Source organism: Streptomyces sp. NPDC060366 (genome assembly GCF_042725135.1).
Taxonomy (GTDB): Bacteria; Actinomycetota; Actinomycetes; order Streptomycetales; family Streptomycetaceae; genus Streptomyces.
Window position 1 is genome coordinate 46,195 of sequence record NZ_JBHXDC010000017.1, and the last position, 21,245, is coordinate 67,439.

General features: G+C 70.9%; 15 protein-coding genes and 1 other RNA gene. 12 read left to right on the forward strand and 4 right to left on the reverse strand.

Going from position 1 to position 21,245, the window contains the following annotated elements; translation table 11 throughout:
- Position 1: 1 nt before the first annotated feature.
- Together ACFWHU_RS30685 and ACFWHU_RS30690 are read right to left on the reverse strand one after the other, a co-directional pair.
- The gene (locus ACFWHU_RS30685; protein WP_385799677.1) at positions 2–1,396 is read right to left on the reverse strand and encodes an ABC transporter substrate-binding protein; all 1,395 of its coding nucleotides are present in this window, start codon (positions 1,394–1,396) and stop codon (positions 2–4) included.
- Between the two features lie 322 nt (positions 1,397–1,718).
- The gene (locus tag ACFWHU_RS30690; protein WP_387228857.1) at positions 1,719–5,099 is read right to left on the reverse strand and encodes an FHA domain-containing protein; all 3,381 of its coding nucleotides are present in this window, start codon (positions 5,097–5,099) and stop codon (positions 1,719–1,721) included.
- A 495-nt stretch (positions 5,100–5,594) separates the two neighbouring features.
- Between ACFWHU_RS30690 and ACFWHU_RS30695 the strand changes: the two genes are divergently transcribed.
- The 4 genes from ACFWHU_RS30695 (at position 5,595) to ACFWHU_RS30710 (ending at position 11,187) form a co-directional block, all read left to right on the forward strand.
- Positions 5,595–7,271 (forward strand): serine/threonine-protein kinase, encoded by a 1,677-nt coding sequence (locus ACFWHU_RS30695; RefSeq protein ID WP_387228769.1) that lies wholly within the window; start codon positions 5,595–5,597, stop codon positions 7,269–7,271.
- A gap of 193 nt (positions 7,272–7,464) precedes the next feature.
- Entirely contained in the window at positions 7,465–8,715 is a 1,251-nt protein-coding gene (locus ACFWHU_RS30700) for a protein kinase (RefSeq protein WP_385799673.1), read from the forward strand.
- Between the two features lie 137 nt (positions 8,716–8,852).
- A complete protein-coding gene (gene prfB, locus ACFWHU_RS30705; protein WP_385799671.1) occupies positions 8,853–9,959 on the forward strand; it encodes a peptide chain release factor 2 in 1,107 nt (368 codons plus the stop codon).
- Between the two features lie 325 nt (positions 9,960–10,284).
- Positions 10,285–11,187 carry a hypothetical protein gene (locus ACFWHU_RS30710; RefSeq protein WP_387228772.1) on the forward strand — a complete coding sequence of 301 codons (903 nt, stop codon included), beginning with the start codon at positions 10,285–10,287 and terminating at the stop codon, positions 11,185–11,187.
- A gap of 85 nt (positions 11,188–11,272) precedes the next feature.
- On the opposite strand, the gene ACFWHU_RS30715 is transcribed toward ACFWHU_RS30710, so the two are convergent.
- Complete coding sequence (locus ACFWHU_RS30715; protein WP_078077078.1) at positions 11,273–11,470, reverse strand: hypothetical protein; 198 nt, start codon at positions 11,468–11,470, stop codon at positions 11,273–11,275.
- A gap of 268 nt (positions 11,471–11,738) precedes the next feature.
- Between ACFWHU_RS30715 and ftsE the strand changes: the two genes are divergently transcribed.
- The 8 genes from ftsE to ACFWHU_RS30755 all read left to right on the forward strand — a co-directional run bounded on the left by ftsE (position 11,739) and on the right by ACFWHU_RS30755 (position 20,312).
- Entirely contained in the window at positions 11,739–12,428 is a 690-nt protein-coding gene (gene ftsE, locus ACFWHU_RS30720) for a cell division ATP-binding protein FtsE (RefSeq protein WP_078077079.1), read from the forward strand.
- Positions 12,429–12,463: 35 nt separating this feature from the next.
- Positions 12,464–13,381: a permease-like cell division protein FtsX gene (ftsX, locus tag ACFWHU_RS30725; protein WP_385799666.1), complete on the forward strand. Its 918-nt coding sequence runs from the start codon at positions 12,464–12,466 to the stop codon at positions 13,379–13,381.
- Positions 13,382–13,448: 67 nt separating this feature from the next.
- On the forward strand, positions 13,449–14,642 hold the full coding sequence (locus ACFWHU_RS30730) for a S41 family peptidase (RefSeq protein ID WP_387228775.1): 1,194 nt from the start codon (positions 13,449–13,451) through the stop codon (positions 14,640–14,642).
- 18 nt (positions 14,643–14,660) lie between these two features.
- Positions 14,661–15,146, forward strand: a complete 486-nt coding sequence (smpB, locus tag ACFWHU_RS30735; protein ID WP_385799663.1) for an SsrA-binding protein SmpB — start codon at positions 14,661–14,663, stop codon at positions 15,144–15,146.
- A gap of 97 nt (positions 15,147–15,243) precedes the next feature.
- Positions 15,244–15,631: a transfer-messenger RNA gene (gene ssrA / locus ACFWHU_RS30740) on the forward strand.
- 477 nt (positions 15,632–16,108) lie between these two features.
- Positions 16,109–16,798: a hypothetical protein gene (locus ACFWHU_RS30745; RefSeq protein WP_385799662.1), complete on the forward strand. Its 690-nt coding sequence runs from the start codon at positions 16,109–16,111 to the stop codon at positions 16,796–16,798.
- Between the two features lie 92 nt (positions 16,799–16,890).
- On the forward strand, positions 16,891–19,011 hold the full coding sequence (locus ACFWHU_RS30750; protein ID WP_387228859.1) for a glycosyltransferase: 2,121 nt from the start codon (positions 16,891–16,893) through the stop codon (positions 19,009–19,011).
- Positions 19,008–20,312, forward strand: coding sequence for an acyltransferase (locus ACFWHU_RS30755; protein WP_387228778.1), 1,305 nt, complete (start codon positions 19,008–19,010; stop codon positions 20,310–20,312). The genes ACFWHU_RS30750 and ACFWHU_RS30755 overlap by 4 nt, the downstream gene beginning before the upstream one ends.
- Here the strand turns inward: ACFWHU_RS30755 and ACFWHU_RS30760 are convergent.
- Positions 20,254–21,165 carry a LysR family transcriptional regulator gene (locus tag ACFWHU_RS30760; protein WP_385799658.1) on the reverse strand — a complete coding sequence of 304 codons (912 nt, stop codon included), beginning with the start codon at positions 21,163–21,165 and terminating at the stop codon, positions 20,254–20,256. The two genes, ACFWHU_RS30755 and ACFWHU_RS30760, sit on opposite strands and share 59 nt — an antisense overlap.
- Positions 21,166–21,245 lie beyond the last annotated feature (80 nt).

Sequence of the window (21,245 nt, forward strand, 5' to 3'; positions counted from 1 at the left end):
GTCAGCTCTTGAATGCCTTGGCGGCGTCCGACTCCAGCTGCTGCTGAGCGCCCTTGACGTCCTTCGGGTTCTTCAGGAAGTCCTGTAGAGCCTTCCACTCGCCCTTGCCGGGCGTACCGCCGAACGACTGCGGCATCTGGTCCGACATGTCGAAGCGGAAGTCGTCACCGGCGTCGATGAGCGCCTTGGCGATGTCACGCTGCACGTCGCTCGGGTACGCCTTGCCGTCCAGGCCCTTGTTCGGCGAGATGAAGCCGCCGAGCTTCGCCTGGATCTCCGCGGCGTCCGTGGAGGCCAGGAAGGTCAGCAGCGCCTGCGCGCCCTTGCTGTCCGTGAGCGCCACGGCCGCGTCACCACCGGTCACCACCGGGGAGTCGCTGCCCACGGCCGGGAAGGGGAAGACCTTCGCGTCCGTACCGACCTTGGCACCGGCCTCGGTGACGTTCACGCCGGCGAAGTCCGCGGCGAAGACCATGCCGGCCTTCGGGGCGTCACCGCCGGTGAACGTCTGGGTGACGGAGGCGGGGAACTCGGTCTGGAGCGCGCCGTTCGCGCCGCCGGCGACCAGGGCGGGCTTGCCCCACAGCTCGGCGAGCGTCGTCAGCGCGGTGGCCACCGACGGGTCGGTCCACTTGATCTCGTGCTTGGCCAGCTGGTCGTACTTCTCCGGACCGGCCTGCGACAGGTAGACGTTCTCGAACCAGTCGGTGAGCGTCCAGCCGTCGGCGCCGCCGACGGAGACCGGGGTGACACCTGACGCCGAGATCGTCTCGGCGGTCGTCAGGAACTCCTTCCAGGTCTTCGGCTCGGTCGCGCCCGCGTTCTCGAAGGCCGTGTTGTTGTACCAGACCAGCGACTTGTTGGCGGCCTTGTAGTACACGCCGTACTGCTCGCCGTCGACGGCGCCGAGGTCCTGCCAGCCCTTGCCGTAGTTCTTCGCCAGCTGCGCCTTCGCCTCGGCGCCCGCGGGCTTGGCCCACTTCTTCTCGACGGCCTGCGTGATCGCGCCCACCTGCGGGAGCATCGCCACGTCGGGCGGACTGCCACCGGCGATCTTCGTGCCGAGGAAGTTCACGATCGGGTCCTGCGCGGGGACGAACGTGACCGTCGCCCCGGTGCGCTTCTCGAACTCGTCGAGGACCTTCGTGAAGTTCTCCTGCTCGGCCCCGGTCCAGACCGCGGCCACCTCGATCTTCTCGCCGTCCAGCTTCGGCAGTTCGACCGTCGAGGCGGGCTTCTTGCTCTCGGCCCCGTCGTCACCCTTGTCATCGGAGTCGCCGCTGCAGCCGCTGAGTACCACGGCGCCGACGACCGCGGCCGCCACCACCGCTCTCTGTGTACCTCGTGCCGCTGAGCGTGCTCCAAAAGCCTTGCGGCCGTTAAGAGTTGTACGCATGACTGCCCCGTCTCTCCCGTGCGCGTGCGGATCTTGACGCATGTTTACGCATGCGGACCGGCGCCCCGAGCGAGCCGACGACGCCGTCCTTGTCCCGTGCGGTAAGTCCTACGCGCCGTGACCGCAGGCCGCAATACTGTCCTGGGCTTCAATTCGAAGATCGTGATGGGCTCGTGACGTCGTTTACGGACGTAGGGGGAATTTCAGAGATGTGAAGACACGGCGACGTGCCGAGGTCTGGACCAGAAAGGGCTCCGACCTCAGGATGTCCGCTTTCGGCCACCCGGCGGCGGGCCGGCGAACACCTGGCCGACAGGCTCCGTCAGGCCGGCCCCAGCGGTCCCACGGGCACCGCCGACACCGAACGGGCCGCCCTTTCCAGGGCACTTGCGAGCAGCGCCAGATCCGTCGGGCCGTTGCCCAGCTCGCGCACCGGCCGACGGGCCGGGGGATCGCCCATGCGCTCCCACTCCAGGGGGACGACCGTGGGCCGCAGCGTCGCCGTACGCGGGATCCGGCCGGTCACCCGGCCGCCCTGGAACGGCGTCACCCGGCCGTCCGGATGCCCGAGCCTGCCGCGCCCCGGCAGCGGATCGTCCGGGCCCGGCGCCACCGGCGGCGTGTCCAGCACCACCCGCAGCCGGGTCCGGCCCGCCAGCTCCGTCTCCGAGGTCCGCTCGGGACGGGCGGACGTCGCGACCAGATGGACGCCCAGGCGCTCGCCGTCGCGCGCCACCGCCTCCAGCGCCCGTACGACCGAACCGGCCGCCGGGCGGCCCGGACTGCCCAGCGCGGGCGCGACCAGCGCGTCGTAGTCGTCGACGAGGACTATGAGCCTCGGGAGGAGGGGGCCGGGGCCGGGCTCGCCGCGCGTACGGGAAGCGGTCTGCCGCAGCCTGAGGGTGCCGCCGTCCGCCGGACCGGTGCCGGCGGCGGGCGGCTGCTCGGGCTCGCCGGGCCGGCCGGTGGGTGCGCCCTGGCCGGTGGGCCGCGCACCGCCCTGGCGCTCCGCGCGCTCACGCCGCGCACCGCGCTGCTCGGCGGGGCTCGGCGCACGCTGGCCCACCATCCGCTCGGCCACCTCACGTCTGTTGTGCCACTCGGCGAAGTCCAGCCGCCCCAGCACCTCGGCGCGCCGCTTCAGCTCCGCCCCCAGCGCCTGCGCGAACTCCCGCATCCGGACCGGATCCGAAGCCACCAGGTGCTCGGTCACATGCGGCAGCTCCGTACAGGCCCGCAGCCCCTCGCCGCGCTCACCGCCCGCGCCGTCCACCAGGAGCAGGCCCAGCCTGTCCGGGCGGCCACCCGCGGCCAGGGAGGCCGCGACGGCCCGCAGCAGCTCCGTACGGCCGCTGCCCGCGGGCCCCTCGATCAGCAGATGCGGGCCCTCCTCCACCAGATCCACCGTCACCGGGCCGTGCGGCCCCGTGCCCAGAACCGTGGTGCTGCCCGCTGCCGAAGCCCAGCGCGCCATCAGGGACGCGGGGGTCGCCCGCGCCAGCCCCAGCTCGTCCAGCAGCCGTGCCGTACGCGGCAGGACGGTCGCCTGCCTGCGCCGCCCCGCGGCGGCGGAACCGCCCGCCTCCGTACGGAGAGGGGCCAGCGCCCGGCCGAAACGGTCGGCCCACGCGGGGGACACCGCGTCCACCGTCGCGACCGTGCCGGGTCCGGCGGGCCGGCCCACCGCCGTACGCAGCAGCCGCAGCGCCGTCGCCACATCGCCGCTCAGCAGGGCCACCGCCCCGCACTCCCGGAAGGCCGTAGAGGCCGCGCACGCCGTCTCGTAGGTCGCCGCCAGCGGGGAGACGGGCGACGCCGCGGGTGTCTCGGCCAGACAGATCACATGGACACCGGCCACGGAGCCCGCACCGGCCAGCCGCGCCGCGGTCTCGCGCAGCGCCGCCGAGCCGGGGTCGCCGTCCACCACCACCAGGGTGGATGTCCCCTCGTACCGCCCGGCCGCGTCGGCGACGGACCCGCTGTCGGCCGACGCCCACGCCGCACCGAGCGGCCCGTCGTCCAGCCGGCGCGTCAGCTCGCCCAGGCGGGCGGCGGCCTGATCCCGGTCGTAGGCGAGGAGCAGCCGACAGTCCTGGCCGTGGGCCGGCCGTGTGTGCGGCAGCCAGCCGAGCCAGCCCCACTCGCGCTTGCGCTGCTCCACGCTTCTCGTCCGGTCGGCGCTGATCAGCACGATCTCCAGATCGGCGGGGGAGTGCAGGGCGGCGAGCTGCGCCACGGCCGACCTGGCGAGACCGGTCAGCCGCTCACGGGGGCCCGCGAGACCGAGAGAACCGGCTTCGCGCAGGCTCACCGTCACAGGCACCGAGGGCAGCGGACCCGACCCGTCGGGGGACGGCCGCTCCGTCGTGCCCAGCCGAAGGACCAGTGATTCGGGGTGGCCGGGGCCGCGCTCCCACAGTCGGGGGCCGGGGCCCAGCGCCGTCATGAGTACGGAGGCGGGGTCGGGCCACGTCTCGTCGAGCGGCGCGCGGCCCGTGGGGCGGGCGCCGGGGCCGGTGGCCGCCGGGACGCCGTCGTCGCCGGGGAACTCATCGCCGCGCGTGCCGGCCAGCCGTCTGGCCCAGGCGCCTATGCCGCCACGCCGTCTGCCGGGCCCCTCGGGCAGCTCGGTGCCGCGCATGGGCGTGCCCTGCCGGCGGGATCCGGGCGCCCGGCTGTGGCCCTGCGGGCCGTCGTCGGCCGCGCCGTGGACGTCGTCGCTGTCGGCGCGGTCGTGCGCGGGGCGCCCGGCGGTGCCCGGCACCGGTGCGTACAGGGCGTCGCCGTATCTGGTGTCGGCGTCGGAGCGGGGAGAGCGCGGGTCGGGCACGCGGGGCGTGACGGCAGGGCTGCCGTGACCCGCCTGGCCGCGCTGGCCGTACGCGTGGACCGTACGTCCGCCGGGGCCGCCGCCCGTTCCGTAAGCCCCGGTGTCCGGGCCGGGCCGTGGGGCGGTGTACGCCCCCGATGCCGTCCCCGGTCCCGTCGCGCCGGAGCCCGCGTTCGCATCCGCGCCTTCGCTCCCGCCGCCCTTTCCGCCGTCGCCGCCCGCGCCGTCCCGAACCCCGGGGGTGATCCGCAGATGCCCCTCGCCGTCCGGCGCGACCGTCAGCGTCGGCATCCGGCCGCCCGAGGTGAGGCGCAGGGCGGACTCGCCCAGCCGCAGCAGGGCGCCCGCCGGGAGCGGGACCGCGCGGGACCCGACCCGGACGCCCTCGAGGGTGGTGCCGTTCGTGGAATGCAGGTCCGCCACCGAGACATGACCGTCATCGGCCACCGTCACCGAGCAGTGCAGCCGCGAGACGTCCGGATCGTCGAGCGGTACGTCGGCGTCGGCCGAGCGGCCGATCCTGACCTGTCCGCCGTGCAGCAGATGGACCCCGCCCGCGTCCGGACCCGCGACCACATGGAGCTGGGCAGGGACGTCGTCGGTGGGCGCCTCGTCCTCGCCGGGGACCTGGAGCGAGAGCACGGCTCCGTCCACCAGCGGGGGCTCGCCCAGGGTGCGGCGCTGGGCGTCCAGCCGCTCCCGTCCCGCGTACAGCACGACGGCGCCCGAGACGTCGGGTCCGGCGACGGCCGTCGCCAGGGCGGAGGCGACGGTGGCGAGCGCCGTCCCCGCGGGTGCGGTGACGAGCACGTCGCACGCGCGCCCCGCGGGATGGCCGCTGCGCGGCGCGAGGACGGTCAGCCGGATCTGCATCGCCGTCAGCGGTCCCTTCTGCGCGGGGTGCCCGGCAGGGGTGCTGCCCTGTGTGAATCCCCCCACCCGGCACCGACACATCGTCCGGTACAGGTCGGCACGGACGGTGAGCGAACGACCCCACACATCGAGTGCTGGGTGGCATCTTCGCACCTGCCACCGACAACACGCCCACGGACCGGGGGTAAGTGATCTTGAATGGTCGGCTGTGCGTGCAAAAGTGCATGGTTGGGAACGTGTTGGGATCATCCGAGGAGCCCGCGGGTACACGTGAGTGGCAACCATCCGTAGGAGGCTCGCGTCTTCCTCTCGAACATGACCGCGACGGGAACCCCGCGGGACCTCTAGGGTCTGTCTTTCGGATCAGGCCGGATCAGGGAGCGGCACCAGGGCTCGCAAGCCCGGCAGGATCCGAACGACAGGCCCTAAAGTGGGTCGGACACCCGGGCGGGCCCGGGGCCATGCAAGGACCACCAGCAGCAGGGAGCGCATGACGTGCGGCCGGTAGGCAGCAAGTACCTCCTGGAGGAGCCCATCGGGCGCGGCGCCACGGGCACCGTCTGGCGCGCCCGGCAGCGGGAGACCGCCGGCGCCGAGGCGGCCGTGGCCGGGCAGCCCGGTGAGACCGTCGCGATCAAGGTCCTCAAGGAGGAGCTGGCGAACGACGCGGACGTGGTGATGCGCTTCCTCCGGGAGCGCTCCGTCCTGCTCCGTCTGACCCACTCCAACATTGTGCGGACCCGCGACCTGGTCGTCGAGGGTGACCTCCTCGCCCTCGTGATGGATCTGGTCGAGGGCCCGGACCTGCACCACTACCTGCGGCAGAACGGCCCCTTCAGCCCGGTCGCCGCCTCGCTGCTCACGGCCCAGATCGCGGACGCGCTCGCCGCGAGCCACGCTGACGGCGTCGTACACCGCGACCTGAAGCCCGCCAACGTCCTGCTGAAGGACGACGGCGACCAGCTGCACCCGATGCTGACCGACTTCGGCATCGCCCGGCTCGCCGACTCCCCGGGGCTGACCCGGACGCACGAGTTCGTCGGCACGCCCGCGTACGTCGCGCCGGAGTCCGCCGAGGGCCGTCCGCAGACCTCCGCGGTCGACATCTACGGCGCCGGCATCCTGCTGTACGAGCTGGTCACCGGCCGTCCGCCGTTCGCGGGCGGTACGGCCCTCGAAGTGCTCCACCGGCACCTCAGTGAGGAGCCCCGCCGCCCCTCCACCGTCCCCGATCCGCTGTGGACGGTCATCGAGCGCTGCCTCCGTAAGGAGCCCGACGAGCGGCCCAGCGCCGTGAATCTCGCCCGCGCCCTGCGCACCGTCGCCTCCGGCATCGGTGTGCACTCGACATCCGCCCAGGTCAACGCGGCGATGGGAGTGGGGGCCCTGCTGGCGCCCGATCCGTCGCCCACCACGGTGCCCGGTGAGCCCGGCGCCGCCGACCCGACCCAGGTGCTGCCGAGCAACGCGGGATCGTACGACCCGGCCGCGGCGACCAGCGTCATGCCGACCAACGCGCCGAACGCGCCCGGAGCGTCCGACCCGACGTCGGTCATGCCGGTCGGCGCAGGCGGACCGGGCGCCCCCGGCGCCGGACCCGGCCCCGAGGACCCGCACCCCTGGCAGAACCAGCTCAGGGCCGCGCGCGACCGCAACGAACAGACCCAGGTCCAGTACCTGGACCCGAGCCAGGACCCGCTGAGGCGCAGGCCCCAGCGGCCCCAGGGCCAGGGCGGCCAGCGTCAGGGCCCGCCGCCCCAGCAGCACCAGGGGCAGCGCGCCCCGCAGCCGTACCCGCCCCAGCAGTCCCACGCGCCCCAGCGGCAGCGTTACGCGCCGCCCCCGCAGCAGCAGCAACAGCGGTACTCCCCGCCCCAGCAGCCGGCGCCCCAGCAGCCTCAGCCGCCCGCACCGCGCCAGCCCCGGCAGCGCGGCGCCAACCCGATGAGGATCCCCGGCCTCGGCTGCCTCAAGGGATGCCTGTTCACGCTGGTCCTGCTCTTCGTCGCCGGCTGGCTCGTCTGGGAGCTGACGCCGCTCCAGGGCTGGATCGGCGAGGGCAAGAGCTACTGGAAGGCGATCACCGACGCCGTCGACACGGTGTCGGGCTGGGTCAAGGACCTCGGCGGTTCGGACGCCGGTTCCGGCGGTTCGGGCTCCGGCTCCAACTGACATCACCGACGCCGGTGACCGTGACCGGTGGGGGCTCCCACCGGTCACGGCGTGATCCCGGCGCTTCTGTCGCTTTGTCGATACCCGCGGGATCAATTCCCCCGCAGAAGTGAACGTTGACGCGGTACCGGGCAATGAACTCCCCGATACCCGCGTACTTTGATGGGCAAAGCCAGCCGCTGAGGGAGCAGTCTTGGCACGGAATATCGGCAGCCGGTACACCGCCCATCAGATCCTGGGGCGGGGCAGCGCCGGCACGGTGTGGCTCGGCGAGGGGCCCGAGGGCCCCGTCGCCATCAAGCTGTTGCGCGAGGACCTCGCCTCCGACCAGGAACTGGTCGGGCGCTTCGTCCAGGAGCGCACCGCGCTGCTCGGACTCGACCACCCGCGGGTGGTCGCCGTCCGCGATCTCGTCGTGGACGGCAACGACCTGGCACTGGTGATGGAGCTGGTGCGCGGCACCGACCTGCGCACCCGCCTCGACCGCGAGCGCCGGCTCGCACCCGAGGCCGCGGTCGCCGTCGTCGCCGATGTCGCCGACGGCCTCGCCGCCGCGCACGCCGCCGGTGTCGTCCACCGCGACGTCAAGCCGGAGAACATCCTGCTCGACATGGAAGGCCCGATCGGCCCCGGCGGCGCGCACCCGGCGCTGCTCACCGACTTCGGCGTCGCCAAGCTGATCGACACGCCCCGCCGTACGAAGGCGACCAGGATCATCGGCACCCCCGACTATCTGGCGCCCGAGATCGTCGAGGGCCTGCCGCCGCGTGCCGCCGTCGACATCTACGCGCTCGCCACGGTCCTGTACGAGCTCCTCGCCGGCTTCACGCCCTTCGGCGGCGGCCATCCCGGAGCCGTCCTGCGCCGCCACGTCACCGAGACCGTCGTGCCGCTGCCCGGCATCCCCGACGAGCTGTGGCAGCTCCTCGTCCAGTGCCTGGCCAAGGCCCCGGCCTCCCGGCTGCGCGCCTCCGAGCTGGCCGCGCGGCTCCGCGAGCAGCTCCCGCAGCTCGCCGGCATCCCCTCCCTGGAGGTGGACGAGCCCGACGCCGAGCCGACCGAGGAGGAGCGGGCGTACGACGACGCCGAGGCCGCGCGGGCCCCGGCGGACGAACAGCCGCGCCGCAGGGGAGCCGTCCCGCTCGTTCCGGGAGCGGCGCCGGACTCCAACCGCGACACCCACACGAGCATGCGCGTCCCGGCCCCCGACGAGCTCGCGGGCGGCGCGCGCGGCACTGCGAGGGCGCCCCGCGCGGCGGGCCAGCGCAGGCCGGGATCGGCCCGGCACAAGGCGGAGGTCGTCCGTAAGCGGCGTATAACGCTGGGTGTGACGGCCGTCCTGCTGGTCGCCGTCCTCGGCGTCGGGGGCTGGCTGGCGACGAGCAGCGACGGCGCGGAGCTCACCCCCACGGCCCCGACGCCGACGGCCTCCCCCGTCCCGTAGGACCTGCCCGCCGGACGGGAGCGCATCCGGCCCGTCCGGCGATCGAGGACACCACGCGGCCCGTCCGCCGATCGGGGGCGAACAGTCCCGCGGGCATCGACGGCGGGGTTCGGGCCGTCAGCCGTTAGGCTGGGTGCGTGGCAGTCGTCGATGTATCCGAAGAGCTGAAGTCCCTTTCCTCGACCATGGGGTCGATCGAGGCCGTCCTTGACCTCGACAAGATGAGGGCCGAGATCGCTGTCCTGGAGGACCAGGCAGCCGCGCCGTCGCTCTGGGACGACCCGGAGGCGGCACAGAAGATCACCAGCAAGCTCTCCCACCTCCAGGCGGAGCTGCGCAAGACCGAGGCCCTCAGGAGCCGGATCGACGACGTCGAGGTGCTCTTCGAGCTCGCCGAGAGCGAGGCCGACGCCGACGCCCGCAACGAGGCCGAGTCCGAGCTCGCCTCGGTGAAGAAGGCGCTCGACGAGATGGAGGTCCGCACCCTCCTGTCCGGTGAGTACGACGAGCGGCAGGCGCTCGTCAACATCCGGGCCGAGGCCGGCGGCGTCGACGCGGCGGACTTCGCCGAGCAGCTCCAGCGCATGTACATCCGCTGGGCCGAGCGGCACGACTACCCGACCGAGGTCTACGAGACGTCGTACGCGGAAGAGGCCGGCATCAAGTCGACCACCTTCGTCGTCAAGACGCCGTACGCCTACGGCACGCTCTCCGTCGAGCAGGGCACCCACCGGCTGGTCCGTATCTCGCCGTTCGACAACCAGGGGCGCCGCCAGACCTCGTTCGCGGGCGTCGAGGTGCTGCCCGTCGTCGAGTCCAGCGACCACGTCGAGATCGACGAGACCGAGCTGCGCGTGGACGTCTACCGCGCGTCCGGCCCCGGCGGTCAGGGCGTCAACACCACGGACTCCGCGGTCCGCATCACGCACATCCCCACCGGCATCGTCGTCTCGTGCCAGAACGAACGCTCGCAGATCCAGAACAAGGCCAGCGCCATGAACGTCCTTCAGGCGAAGCTGCTGGAGCGCCGCCGTCAGGAGGAGCAGGCCAAGATGGACGCCCTCAAGGGCGACGGCGGCAACTCGTGGGGCAACCAGATGCGTTCGTACGTCCTGCATCCGTACCAGATGGTCAAGGACCTCCGTACGGAGTTCGAGGTGGGCAATCCGCAGGGCGTGCTCGACGGAGAGATCGACGGCTTCCTGGAGGCCGGAATCCGCTGGCGCAAGCAGCAGGAACGCTAGGTCACCAACGGGGTTTTGGCCGAGGTCAGAGCCCAACTGACGGTCCCGGCAAGGGACTCGCTTTGTCGACAAAGTAACTGCCGCCTCCAGGGCGGCAGTTCCCGTTTATGTCACAGTTACCCCTCGCTCGGCGGACAACTGCCTTGATAACCGGGCAACGCGCGCGCAACGACCTTGACGCTTATGCGAAAACTCGGAATGGTGACGCGCGGCATGCGTATTTCCGGGGCGCGTGTGATTCGGGGGACCCGCACGCACGGACCCCCAACCGGCCGGCCCCGGACCGCTGCACCACTCACGATTAGCTACTGGGGGTAGCAAGCACATGACCAAGAAGACGCGGATCCGCGTAGCGCGGATAGCCGCCGGCGCGGTGATCGCCGCCGGTGCTTCGCTGACCGCCGCGGGCGCCGCTTCGGCCGTCGGCATCGATGTCAACGTCGGTGGCCTGAGCGCCAACGCGGATGTCGACAAGAACGGCCTGGACGTCGGCCTCGGCCTCGGTGACACCGAGGGCGCCACGGAGGGCACCGACGGCGGCAACACCATCGTCGGCACCACCTCGGGAGCCGATGGCGGTGCCGATGGTGGCGCTGACGGCGGTGCTGACGGTGGAGCCGATGGCGGTGCTGACGGCGGTGCCGATGGTGGCGCTGACGGCGGTGCCGATGGTGGCGCTGACGGCGGTGCCGATGGCGGTGCTGACGGCGGTGCTGACGGCGGTGCCGATGGTGGCGCTGACGGCGGTGCTGACGGTGGAGCCGATGGCGGTGCCGATGGTGGCGCTGACGGTGGAGCCGATGGCGGTGCTGACGGCGGCGCTGACGGTGGTGCCGATGGTGGCGCTGACGGCGGTGCTGACGGTGGTGCCGATGGTGGCGCTGACGGCGGTGCTGACGGTGGTGCCGATGGTGGCGCTGACGGCGGTGCCGATGGTGGCGCTGACGGCGGTGCCGATGGTGGCGCCGCCGAGGGTCAGAGCGGTGGCACCGACGAGGGCCAGACCGGTGGTGCCGACGCCGGCAGCAGCGCGGGCACCACGGGCGGTACCGACACCGACAACGCCGGTTCGCAGCCGGTCGAGCAGGGCGAGGCCAAGGAGGAGCTGGCTGAGACCGGCGCCGCCGAGACCACCTTCCTGCTCATCGGTGCCGCGACCATGATCGCCGGTGGCATCGGCTTCCGGATGCTCCCGCGTCTGGTCGGCAACCGCGCCACGGCCGCCTAAGCACCCGCTTCAGGCATCCCGTACGCAAGGAAGGGCCCGGACACTCAACCAGTGTCCGGGCCCTTCCGCATGTTCCGGGGACGGCTCAGGCCGTCTGATGCCCCACCGCCACCAGTGCCACCGCCGCTATCAGCACCACCAGCAGGGTCAGCAGCGCCACGGGGCTCAGGCCGCCGAGAGGGCCCTCCTGCTCCAGCCGCTGCCTGTTCGCACGGCAGACATGACACCGGCCCTCACTGACCGGTCCCGCGCAGTTGGCGCACACCAGCCGATCAAAGGTCATGCGCTCTCCTCCTCCCGCGCCGCGGAGCCGCGGGCACTGTCTCTGCGCCCAACGTTCCGGGAAACGCGACCGTTCCCCGTACCACTGTGCCAGCTCCCGCTCTATTCGGCGCGCGCCGTCGGATTGCGCCCGGTCCGTCCCCGATGGCGGCCGGCCGTCATCCGTGATAAATCGCCCATGCCCGGACCAACCCCGGCGGCCGACTGCGCGGCCCTCGCCGGTTCGCGTAAGGTCTCGCTCACCTACTCCCGGCCGACGTGGTGCACCCGTGATCCGATTCGACAACGTCTCCAAGACCTATCCGAAGCAGAACCGCCCCGCCCTGCGCGATGTGTCCCTCGACATCGAGAAGGGGGAATTCGTCTTCCTGGTGGGCTCCTCTGGCTCCGGCAAGTCGACCTTCCTGCGGCTCGTCCTCCGTGAGGAGCGCGCCAGCCACGGCATGGTGCACGTCCTCGGCAAGGACCTCGCGCGCCTGTCGAACTGGAAGGTCCCGAGCATGCGCCGTCAACTCGGCACGGTCTTCCAGGACTTCCGCCTCCTGCCGAACAAGACCGTCGCGCAGAACGTCGCCTTCGCGCAGGAGGTCATCGGCAAGTCCCGTGGCGAGACCCGTAAATCCGTCCCCCAGGTCCTCGATCTCGTCGGACTCGGCGGCAAGGAGGACCGGATGCCCGGTGAGCTCTCCGGTGGTGAGCAGCAGCGCGTCGCGATCGCGCGGGCCTTCGTCAACCGCCCCATGCTGCTGATCGCGGACGAGCCGACGGGCAACCTCGACCCGCAGACCTCCGTCGGCATCATGAAGCTGCTGGACCGCATCAACCGCACCGGCACGACCGTCGTGATGGCGACGCACGACCAGAACATCGTCGACCAGATGCGCAAGCGTGTTATCGAGCTCGAAAAGGGCCGTCTCGTGCGAGACCAGGCGCGAGGCGTCTACGGCTACCAGCACTGAGCAACGCGAAGAGCATCGAAAGCTGAAAGGACGCCATGCGCGCCCAGTTCGTCCTGTCGGAGATCGGCGTCGGTCTCCGCCGAAATCTGACGATGACGTTCGCCGTCATCATTTCCGTAGCCCTCTCGCTCGCGCTGTTCGGCGGCGCACTGCTCATGCGCGAGCAGGTCAGCGTGATGAAGGACTTCTGGTACGACAAGGTCAACGTCTCGATCTTCCTGTGCAACAAGGGAGACGCCGAGACCACCGACAAGTGCGAGAAGGGCCCGGTCACCGCGGATCAGCGGAAGACCATCGAGACCGACCTCGGCAAGATGGACATCGTCGACGAGGTCTACCACGAGTCGGCCGACGAGGCGTACAAGCACTACCGCGAGCAGTACGGCGAGACGCCCATCGCCGGGATGATCACCCCGGACCAGATGCAGGAGTCGTTCCGGGTCAAGCTCAAGGACCCGGAGAAGTACAAGGTGGTGGCGACCGCCTTCGAGGGCCGGGACGGTGTGCAGTCCGTCGCGGACCAGCGCAACATCCTGGAGAACCTCTTCAACCTGATGCAGGGCATGAATGTCGCCGCGCTCGGAGTGATGGCGCTGATGCTTGTCATTGCCCTGATGCTGATCGTGAACACCGTCCGGGTGTCCGCGTTCAGCAGACGGCGGGAGACCGGCATCATGCGGCTGGTGGGAGCGTCGAGCTTCTACATCCAGATGCCGTTCATCATGGAGGCCGCGTTCGCCGGGCTGATCGGCGGCGTCGTCGCCTGCGTCCTGCTGCTCGCCGGGCGTTACTTCCTGATCGACGGCGGACTCGCGCTCGCCGACAAGATGCAACTGGTCAACTTCATCGGCTGGGACGCGGTGCTGGCCGTCCTTCCGCTGGTGCTGGTGATCGGTCTGCTGATGCCGGCAGTGGCCGCTTCCGTCGCGTTGCGCAAGTACCTCAAGGTGTGACAATGGCCCCTGGCGTCGTCTCGCCAAGCCGCTCTGCGGCGCCGGGGGTTGTCCTAGACTCGGCGCCATGCCGGGCCCCGAAAATCGCCTCAGGCCCCACGGTTTCTACCGCGGGGCGGCCCTGACACTGCTCTTCGCGAGCGTGCTCGCCACGGCCGCGGCCACCGACTCGCTGCCGCGCGCCGACGAGGAAGCCGCCCGCATAAGCACCCGCTCCGTCGCCTCCACGGCCGACAAGGACGAGGTCGCGAGGGCCGCCGCCGAAGCCATGGCCGACGGGAAGTCCGGCACCGAGGCCGCCGAGGATGTCGTCAGCCGCAGCGGTGACCGCTGGGGCGCCGTGTACGACAAGGGCGAGTACGAGGAGTTCGAGCAGGCCCTCGACGGCAAGTACACCGGGGTCGGCCTCTCGGCCAAGCGGCTGGCCGACGGCCGGATCGCGGCGAGCAAGGTCCAGCCCGGCGGCCCCGCGGCGCTGGCCGGGATCAAGGCCGGGGACATCCTCCGTACGATCGACGGCGAACCGGTGGGCCGACGGCCCGTGACCGAGATCGTCGCGCTGCTGCGCGGTGACGGCAGGGACCGGGACACCGGCCAGCCCGAGGACGCCTCCGCGGGCACCACCGTGGTCCTCGGCCTCGCTCGTGGCGGGCGCGAGTGGAGCGAGACCCTGCGCCGGGCCAGCCTCAGTACTGACGCCGTCACGCTCGACACCGGCGCCGACGGCGCGCTCGTGATCAAGGTGGCCGCCTTCACCAAGGGCAGCGGCAAGCAGATCAGGGACGCCGTGCTGGAGGCGCCCAGGGGCGCCGGCGTCCTGCTCGACCTCCGGGGGAACGCGGGCGGACTGGTCACCGAGGCCGTCCAGGCGGCCTCCGCCTTCCTCGACGGCGGCCTGGTCGCCACGTACGACATACGGGGTGAGCAGCGGTCCCTGTACGCGGACCCGGGCGGCGACACCGAGCGGCCGGTGGTCGCGCTCGTCGACGGCGGCACGATGAGCGCCGCCGAGCTGGTCACCGGCGCCCTCCAGGACCGTGGCCGGGCGATCACCGTCGGTTCACCCACCTTCGGCAAGGGTTCCGTACAGATGCCGAGCCGGCTGCCGGACGGTTCCGTGGCCGAGCTGACGGTCGGGCACTACCGCACACCGGCCGGTCACAAGGTCGACGACAAGGGCATCACACCCGACCTGGTCGTGGCCGAACGGGCCCAGGAGCGGGCCCGCACAGTATTGAGTGGCCTCGGAGGCGGGTCGTAGTGCGAAAATGAACGCACTATGGCAAAGGAAAAGGACACAGGGCGCAAGCTGGTCGCGCAGAACAAGAAGGCGCGGCACGACTACCTGATTCTCGACACCTACGAGTGCGGTCTCGTGCTGACAGGTACCGAGGTCAAGTCGCTGCGCCAGGGACGCGCCTCCCTGGCGGACGGCTTCGTACAGATCGACGACCACGAGGCGTGGCTGCACAACGTGCACGTGCCCGAGTACACCCAGGGCACCTGGACCAACCACTCGGCGCGGCGCAAGCGGAAGCTGCTGATGCACCGGATCGAGATCGACAAGCTGGAGCAGAAGTCGAACGAGTCCGGTCACACGATCGTGCCGCTGGCCCTCTACTTCAAGGGCGGCCGGGCCAAGATCGAGATCGCGCTGGCGAAGGGCAAGAAGGAGTACGACAAGCGCCAGACGCTCCGTGAGAAGCAGGACCGGCGGGAGACGGATCGCGCGGTCTCGGCGGTACGCCGGCGTCAGCGGGCCTGATCGCCCGTCGGACGGAATAAGGTGGCCGCGGCCCACGTTGGTCACGTACGATGGTTGTTGTCCCGCGGAGCAGGGACAGCGTTTGAAAAATCAACATGGGGATGATCGGTTTCGACAGCGGATGTCGAGGCAGGGGAAGCGAGTCGAGGAAGCGGCAATGATCTCGTTAACCATATGTCGCAAACAATAATCGCCAATTCCAAGCGCGATTCCTCCACCTTCGCTCTCGCTGCTTAATTAGCAGCTAGCGAAGACTCCGTGGAGTGTCAGCCCGGGGGTGTTCCCGACCCGGATCCTGGCATCAACTAGGGAACTAAACCACCGCGTTCGGTCACGGGACACGGTGGGAAATCAAACAGTGACTGGGCCTGTCGGAGGCTTGTTCGCGTGACCTCCGGGGCCGAGTAAAAACGTAGCGAACTGCACTCGGAGAAGCCCTGGTTCCGCACCGTTGGACGCGGGTTCGATTCCCGCCATCTCCACAGTTCCCATGTGAGGCGAAGGCCCCGCTGCCCTGTCGGCAGCGGGGCCTTCGTCGTGCGTCGGCGTCGTGATGTCGGACACAGCGTCCCCGCGGGGTGCGGCGCGATGTCGGCCACCTGTCCGCCGGCCCCCGCCGCCTCGGACCGGAACGCCCTGGAACAAGAGCAGTTCAGGGCAGTGGGACCGCTCCGCCCGCGCGGATCACATGGCCGGAATCTTTACGTCAAGATCGGTCCTTCGGCAGCGAACTCGTACAGATGCATATCAACTGGTGAAGCAGGAGCACGTGTGTGGTCGCCGTGCGCTACATTCTGGGTCCGGGTGCAAGTGGGTGGGGGGCGCTCGGTTCGGGTGGGGGCCCGACCGACGGCCGTATTCCGGCCATTTTCATGCACGCACCCAGTGATCTTGTGGGGGATGTGCGTACAGCAGTGGACAATTGGCGAGAAGATGCCCGAAAAGGGCACACGCATGAGCCGATGGATGTCACCGTCGAGCTCGACGGTCTGGGGCGGCAGCTCTCCGAGCTGCCCGGCCGGACCACGGAGGCCACCGGCATACCCGCGGCGCGTGCCGCGGACAGCGCCGAAGGTCCCGTCTTCGTCGACGCCAGCGGCCGTCGGAGCAAGAAGCTCCGGCGTCTGGGCTGGGTGCTGGCGATAGCCAGTGCCTGTTACGCCGTCGCCCTGGTCGCGGCCCTGATCGGTGGCAGTTCCAGCGCCCCCTGGCTTCAGATACCCGGCGTCAGTGACAAGCGGGACTCCGACAAGGTCGAGATACAGCCGCCCCCGACGGACCGCCCCACCGTGGTGGCCACACCGGGCGCGGGGGGCCTCGACCCCAGCCCCACGGACTCCGTCTCCGGCACACCGTCCGCGCCCGGCGCGAGCGCCGGCGCCTCGGACGATCCGGACCCGTCAGGGTCGGCCTCCGGCAAGCCGGACCCCGACCCGAAGCCCGGGAAGTCCGATTCGAAGCCGGATCCCGCCGATCCCGATCCGGGACCCGGAGATCCGAACCCCGAGCCCAATCCCGGTGAGTCCGACCCGGGAGGACCGGTCGATCCGGGCCCGGATCCCGGCACGGATCCCACTCCCTCGGACTCCCCGCCCGTCGATCCACCCGTCGTGCAGGACGGCCAGCAGGCAGTCGCGGAAGGCGCCGAGTAAAAAAAATGACCTCTTCTGGCAGACAGGCCCCGTCCCACAAGCACGGCCAGCACAAGCAGAAGCGGGGTCGCGTCGCCAGACGCAGACTGCCCATGCGCTATCTGCTGCCTTCGCTGCTGCTCGTCGCCCTGCTCGCGATGCTGATGCTGCGCGGCTATGTGCACAGCGAGATCCTGGCGGACCATCGCGTACGCCCGCCGGCCGCCACCGACCAGGTGCCGGACCGGATCCTCAAGGGCGGCCCGGTCATAGACGCGCGCGGGACGACCACGCCCAAGGCACTGAAGGTCCCCGACCAGAAGCTCGTGCTGACCTTCGACGACGGACCGGACCCCGAGTGGACGCCCAAGGTCCTCGACAAGCTGAAGGAGTACGACGCGCACGCGGTCTTCTTCGTCACCGGGACGATGGCCTCGCGCCATCCTGATCTGGTGCGGCGGATGGTCGCCGAGGGCCACGAGATCGGCCTGCACACCTTCAACCACCCGGATCTCGCGTACCAGACCCAGTCCCGTATCGACTGGGAGCTGACACAGAACCAGCTCGTGCTGGCGGGCGCGGCCGGTATCCGCACCTCGCTGTTCCGCCCGCCGTACTCCTCCTTCGCCGACGCGATGGACGACAAGTCGTGGCCGGTCACCGAGTACATCGGCAGCCTCGGCTACATCACCGTGCTCAACAACACCGACAGCGAGGACTGGAAGCGTCCCGGTGTCGAGGCGATCATCGAGCGGGCCACACCGAAGGGCACCCGCGGCTCCATCGTGCTGATGCACGACTCGGGAGGCGACCGCTCGCAGACCGTCACCGCGCTGGGCCGCTTCCTGCCGAGCATGCAGGAGCGCGGATACGAGTTCGCCAACCTCACCGAGGCGCTGGGCGCCCCGAGCGCCCATACGCCCGTCTCCGGTGTCGAACTGCTCAAGGGCAAGGCGTTCGTCGGGGCCGTCGCCGTCTCGGAGGGCACCACCGCCGTACTGGTGGCCGGGCTCGCCGCGATCGGCGTGCTGGTCATCGGGCGGTTCGGGCTGATGCTGGTGCTGTCCTTCGCGCACGCGCGCAAGGTGCGGCGGCGCGGCTTCAGTTGGGGTGAGCCGGTCACCGAACCGGTGACGGTGCTCGTGCCCGCGTACAACGAACGCGAGTGCATAGCCAACACGGTCCGCTCCCTGATGGAGAGCGACCGTCCCATCGAGGTCATCGTCATCGACGACGGCTCGACGGACGGCACGGCGGACATCGTCGAGGCGATGTGGCTGCCGGGCGTCCATGTCGTACGGCAGGTCAACGGCGGCAAGCCCGCCGCGCTCAACAACGGCATCGCGCACGCCAGTCACGACCTCGTCGTGATGATGGACGGCGACACCGTCTTCGAGCCGTCCACCGTGCGTGAGCTGGTCCAGCCGTTCGGCGACCCGCGGGTCGGGGCCGTCGCGGGCAACGCCAAGGTCGGCAACCGCGACACCCTCATCGGCGCCTGGCAGCACATCGAGTACGTGATGGGCTTCAATCTGGACCGCCGCATGTACGACGTGCTGCGCTGCATGCCCACCATCCCCGGCGCCGTCGGCGCCTTCCGCCGCCAGGCCCTGGAGCGGGTCGGCGGGATGAGCGAGGACACCCTCGCCGAGGACACCGACATCACCATGGCGATGCACCGCGACGGCTGGCGGGTCGTGTACGCGGAGCGCGCCCGTGCCTGGACCGAGGCGCCGGAGTCCGTGCAGCAGTTGTGGTCTCAGCGCTACCGCTGGAGCTACGGCACGATGCAGGCGATCTGGAAGCACCGCCGCGCGGTGATCGAGCGCGGGCCGTCGGGCCGCTTCGGCCGGGTCGGGCTGCCGCTGGTCTCGCTGTTCATGGTGCTGTTCCCGCTGCTGGCGCCGCTCATCGACGTGTTCCTCCTGTACGGGCTGGTCTTCGGCCCCACCCGGAACACCGTCATCGCGTGGCTGGGTGTGCTGGCCGTACAGGGGGTCTGCGCCGCGTACGCCTTCCGGCTCGACGGCGAACGCATGATCCATCTGATCTCGCTGCCCCTCCAGCAGGTCCTCTACCGACAACTCATGTACGTCGTGCTGCTCCAGTCCTGGATCACGGCCCTCACCGGCGGCCGGCTCCGCTGGCAGAAGCTGCGCCGCACCGGCGCCGTGGAGGCGCCGGGGGCCACGACCGGCAGGCGGCGCGAGGACGTTCGGAGGCCGGTGGCATGAGCGGCGGTTCTGTCGACATCGGGGGAGTGGCCGGGAGTACCGGAGGTACTCCGCGAGCCAGGCACAAGGCGCCGGGAGGCGCCAGGCCGGAGGCGGAGACGGCGGAGGGCGCCGTGCGCCCGTCCGGCCGGGACCGCTATCTCGATCTGCTGCGCGCGGTCGCGCTGGGGCGGGTGGTGATCTACCACATCTTCGGCTGGGCCTGGCTGACGATCCTCTTCCCTTCCATGGGCGTGATGTTCGCGCTGGCGGGCTCGCTGATGGCGCGTTCGCTGAACCGGCCCTCGCTGGGCGTGATCCGGGGCCGGATGCGGCGGCTGCTGCCGCCGATGTGGGCCTTCGCGCTGGTCGTGGTGCCGGTGATGTTCGCGATGGGCTGGAAGCCGGTCAGGGAGGAGGGCCTGTGGTGGTTCCTCAAGCTGGCCAACTATCTGTTCCCGGTCGGTGCGCCGCCGTATCCGTGGGAGAGCGGTTCGCAGGGCGGCTGGCTGGACCAGTCGTGGGCGGACCAGGCGGCCGGGCCGCTCTGGTACATCCGCGCGTACCTCTGGTTCGTGCTGGCGTCGCCGCTGCTGCTGTGGGCCTTCCGGCGGGTGCCGTGGGCGACGCTGCTGGCGCCGCTCGCGCTGACGGCCGTCATCGGCACCGGTCTGGTGGAGATCCCCGGCGAGGCGGGCCTGGCACTCACGGACTTCGCGGTCTACGGCGCGTGCTGGATCCTCGGCTTCGCGCACAACGACGGCATGTTCAAGAAGGTGCCGCGCTACATCACGGTCTCGCTGGCCACGTTCGTCATGGCCTTCGGGATCTGGTGGGCGTCGGGGCATCTCACCGACGAGGGCTGGAACCTGGACGAGATCCCGCTGGCCCAGGCGACCTGGTCGCTCGGGTTCTGCGCGATCCTGCTCCAGTACTCGCCGTCGTGGCAGAAACTGCCGGGCAAGCTGGCGCAGTTCGACTCCACGATCACCCTCGCCAACAACCGTGCCGTGACGATCTACCTCTGGCACAACCTGCTGGTCATGGCGACGGTACCGATCATCGACCAGCTCTGGAAGATTCCCGACATATGGAAGTACGGGGAGCAACTGGACGCCGCCTACCCGGCGTTGACGCTGGTGCTGATCTGGCCGCTGCTGGCGGTCGCGATCCTGGCCTTCGGGTGGGTCGAGGACGTCGCGGCCAAGCGGCGGCCGAGACTCTGGCCGAACGGCTCGAACGGCTCGAACGGATCCGGCGGCCCTAGTCGGCCCAGGGGCTCAGCGCCGCCCGCGCACGCAGGCTCGCCAGACCGTCGCTGATCGTCGGCTGGGTACCGCTGCCGCGCCGTACGCAGGTCAGGACCCGCCGGAAGGGCGGCGGGTCGCCGGTGACGCAGAGTCTCACCAGCTCCGGATGGGTGGTGAGGGGGACCAGCCGCGGTACGAGGCAGATGCCGAGGCCGTGGCTGATCAGCGAGAGCACCGCCGACCACTCGTCGGCGTGGTGGACCATCCGCGGGGCGAAGCCGGAGGCGGCGCAGAGCGCTTCGATCAGTCGTCGCTGGTCGTGGTGCGGCGATATCCAGTCGTCGTCGGCCGTCTCGCACAGCTCGACGCGCTCACAGCCGGCCAGCGGGTGCTTCGCCGGGACGACGAGGTCCAGGTAGTCGTCCATCAGTGGCTGTTGGTCGAAGCGGGGATCGTCCATGGTGGGGCTGCCGGGCAGCGGGGTGAGGACGGCGATGTCGAGCTTTCCGGCCAGCAGGTGTTCGTAGCAGTGGCGGGTGTCGATGTCCGCGACGGTCGTACGCGTCGACGGCGACGCGTCGCGCAGCTTCTGGGCGGTGGGCGCGAGGAGCGGGCCGATGCTGGTCGCGAAGCCGCCGATGCGCAGCGTCCGGTACGAGCCGCCGCCGTGGTCGGCGAGGTCCGCCTTGGCCCGTTCCCACTGCGAGCTGAGCAGGTCCGCGTGGTGCAGCAGGACGCAGCCCGCCGTGGTGAGGCGGATCCGGCGGCCGTCCGGCTCCCACAGTTCGGCGCCGACCTCGCGGGAGAGCTGGCGCAGCTGCTGGGAGACGGCGGACGGCGAGAGGTTCAGCGCGCGGGCGGTGGCCGCGACGGTGCCCTGCGCGTTCATGACGCGCAGCGTCTGGAGGAGGCGCAGATTGATCACGCCCTCCATCGTGCGCCATTCGTACGCTGTTTCGGCATGGTTCCGTCCCGAAAGATGCGATGGACGCGCACGGTCCGAGG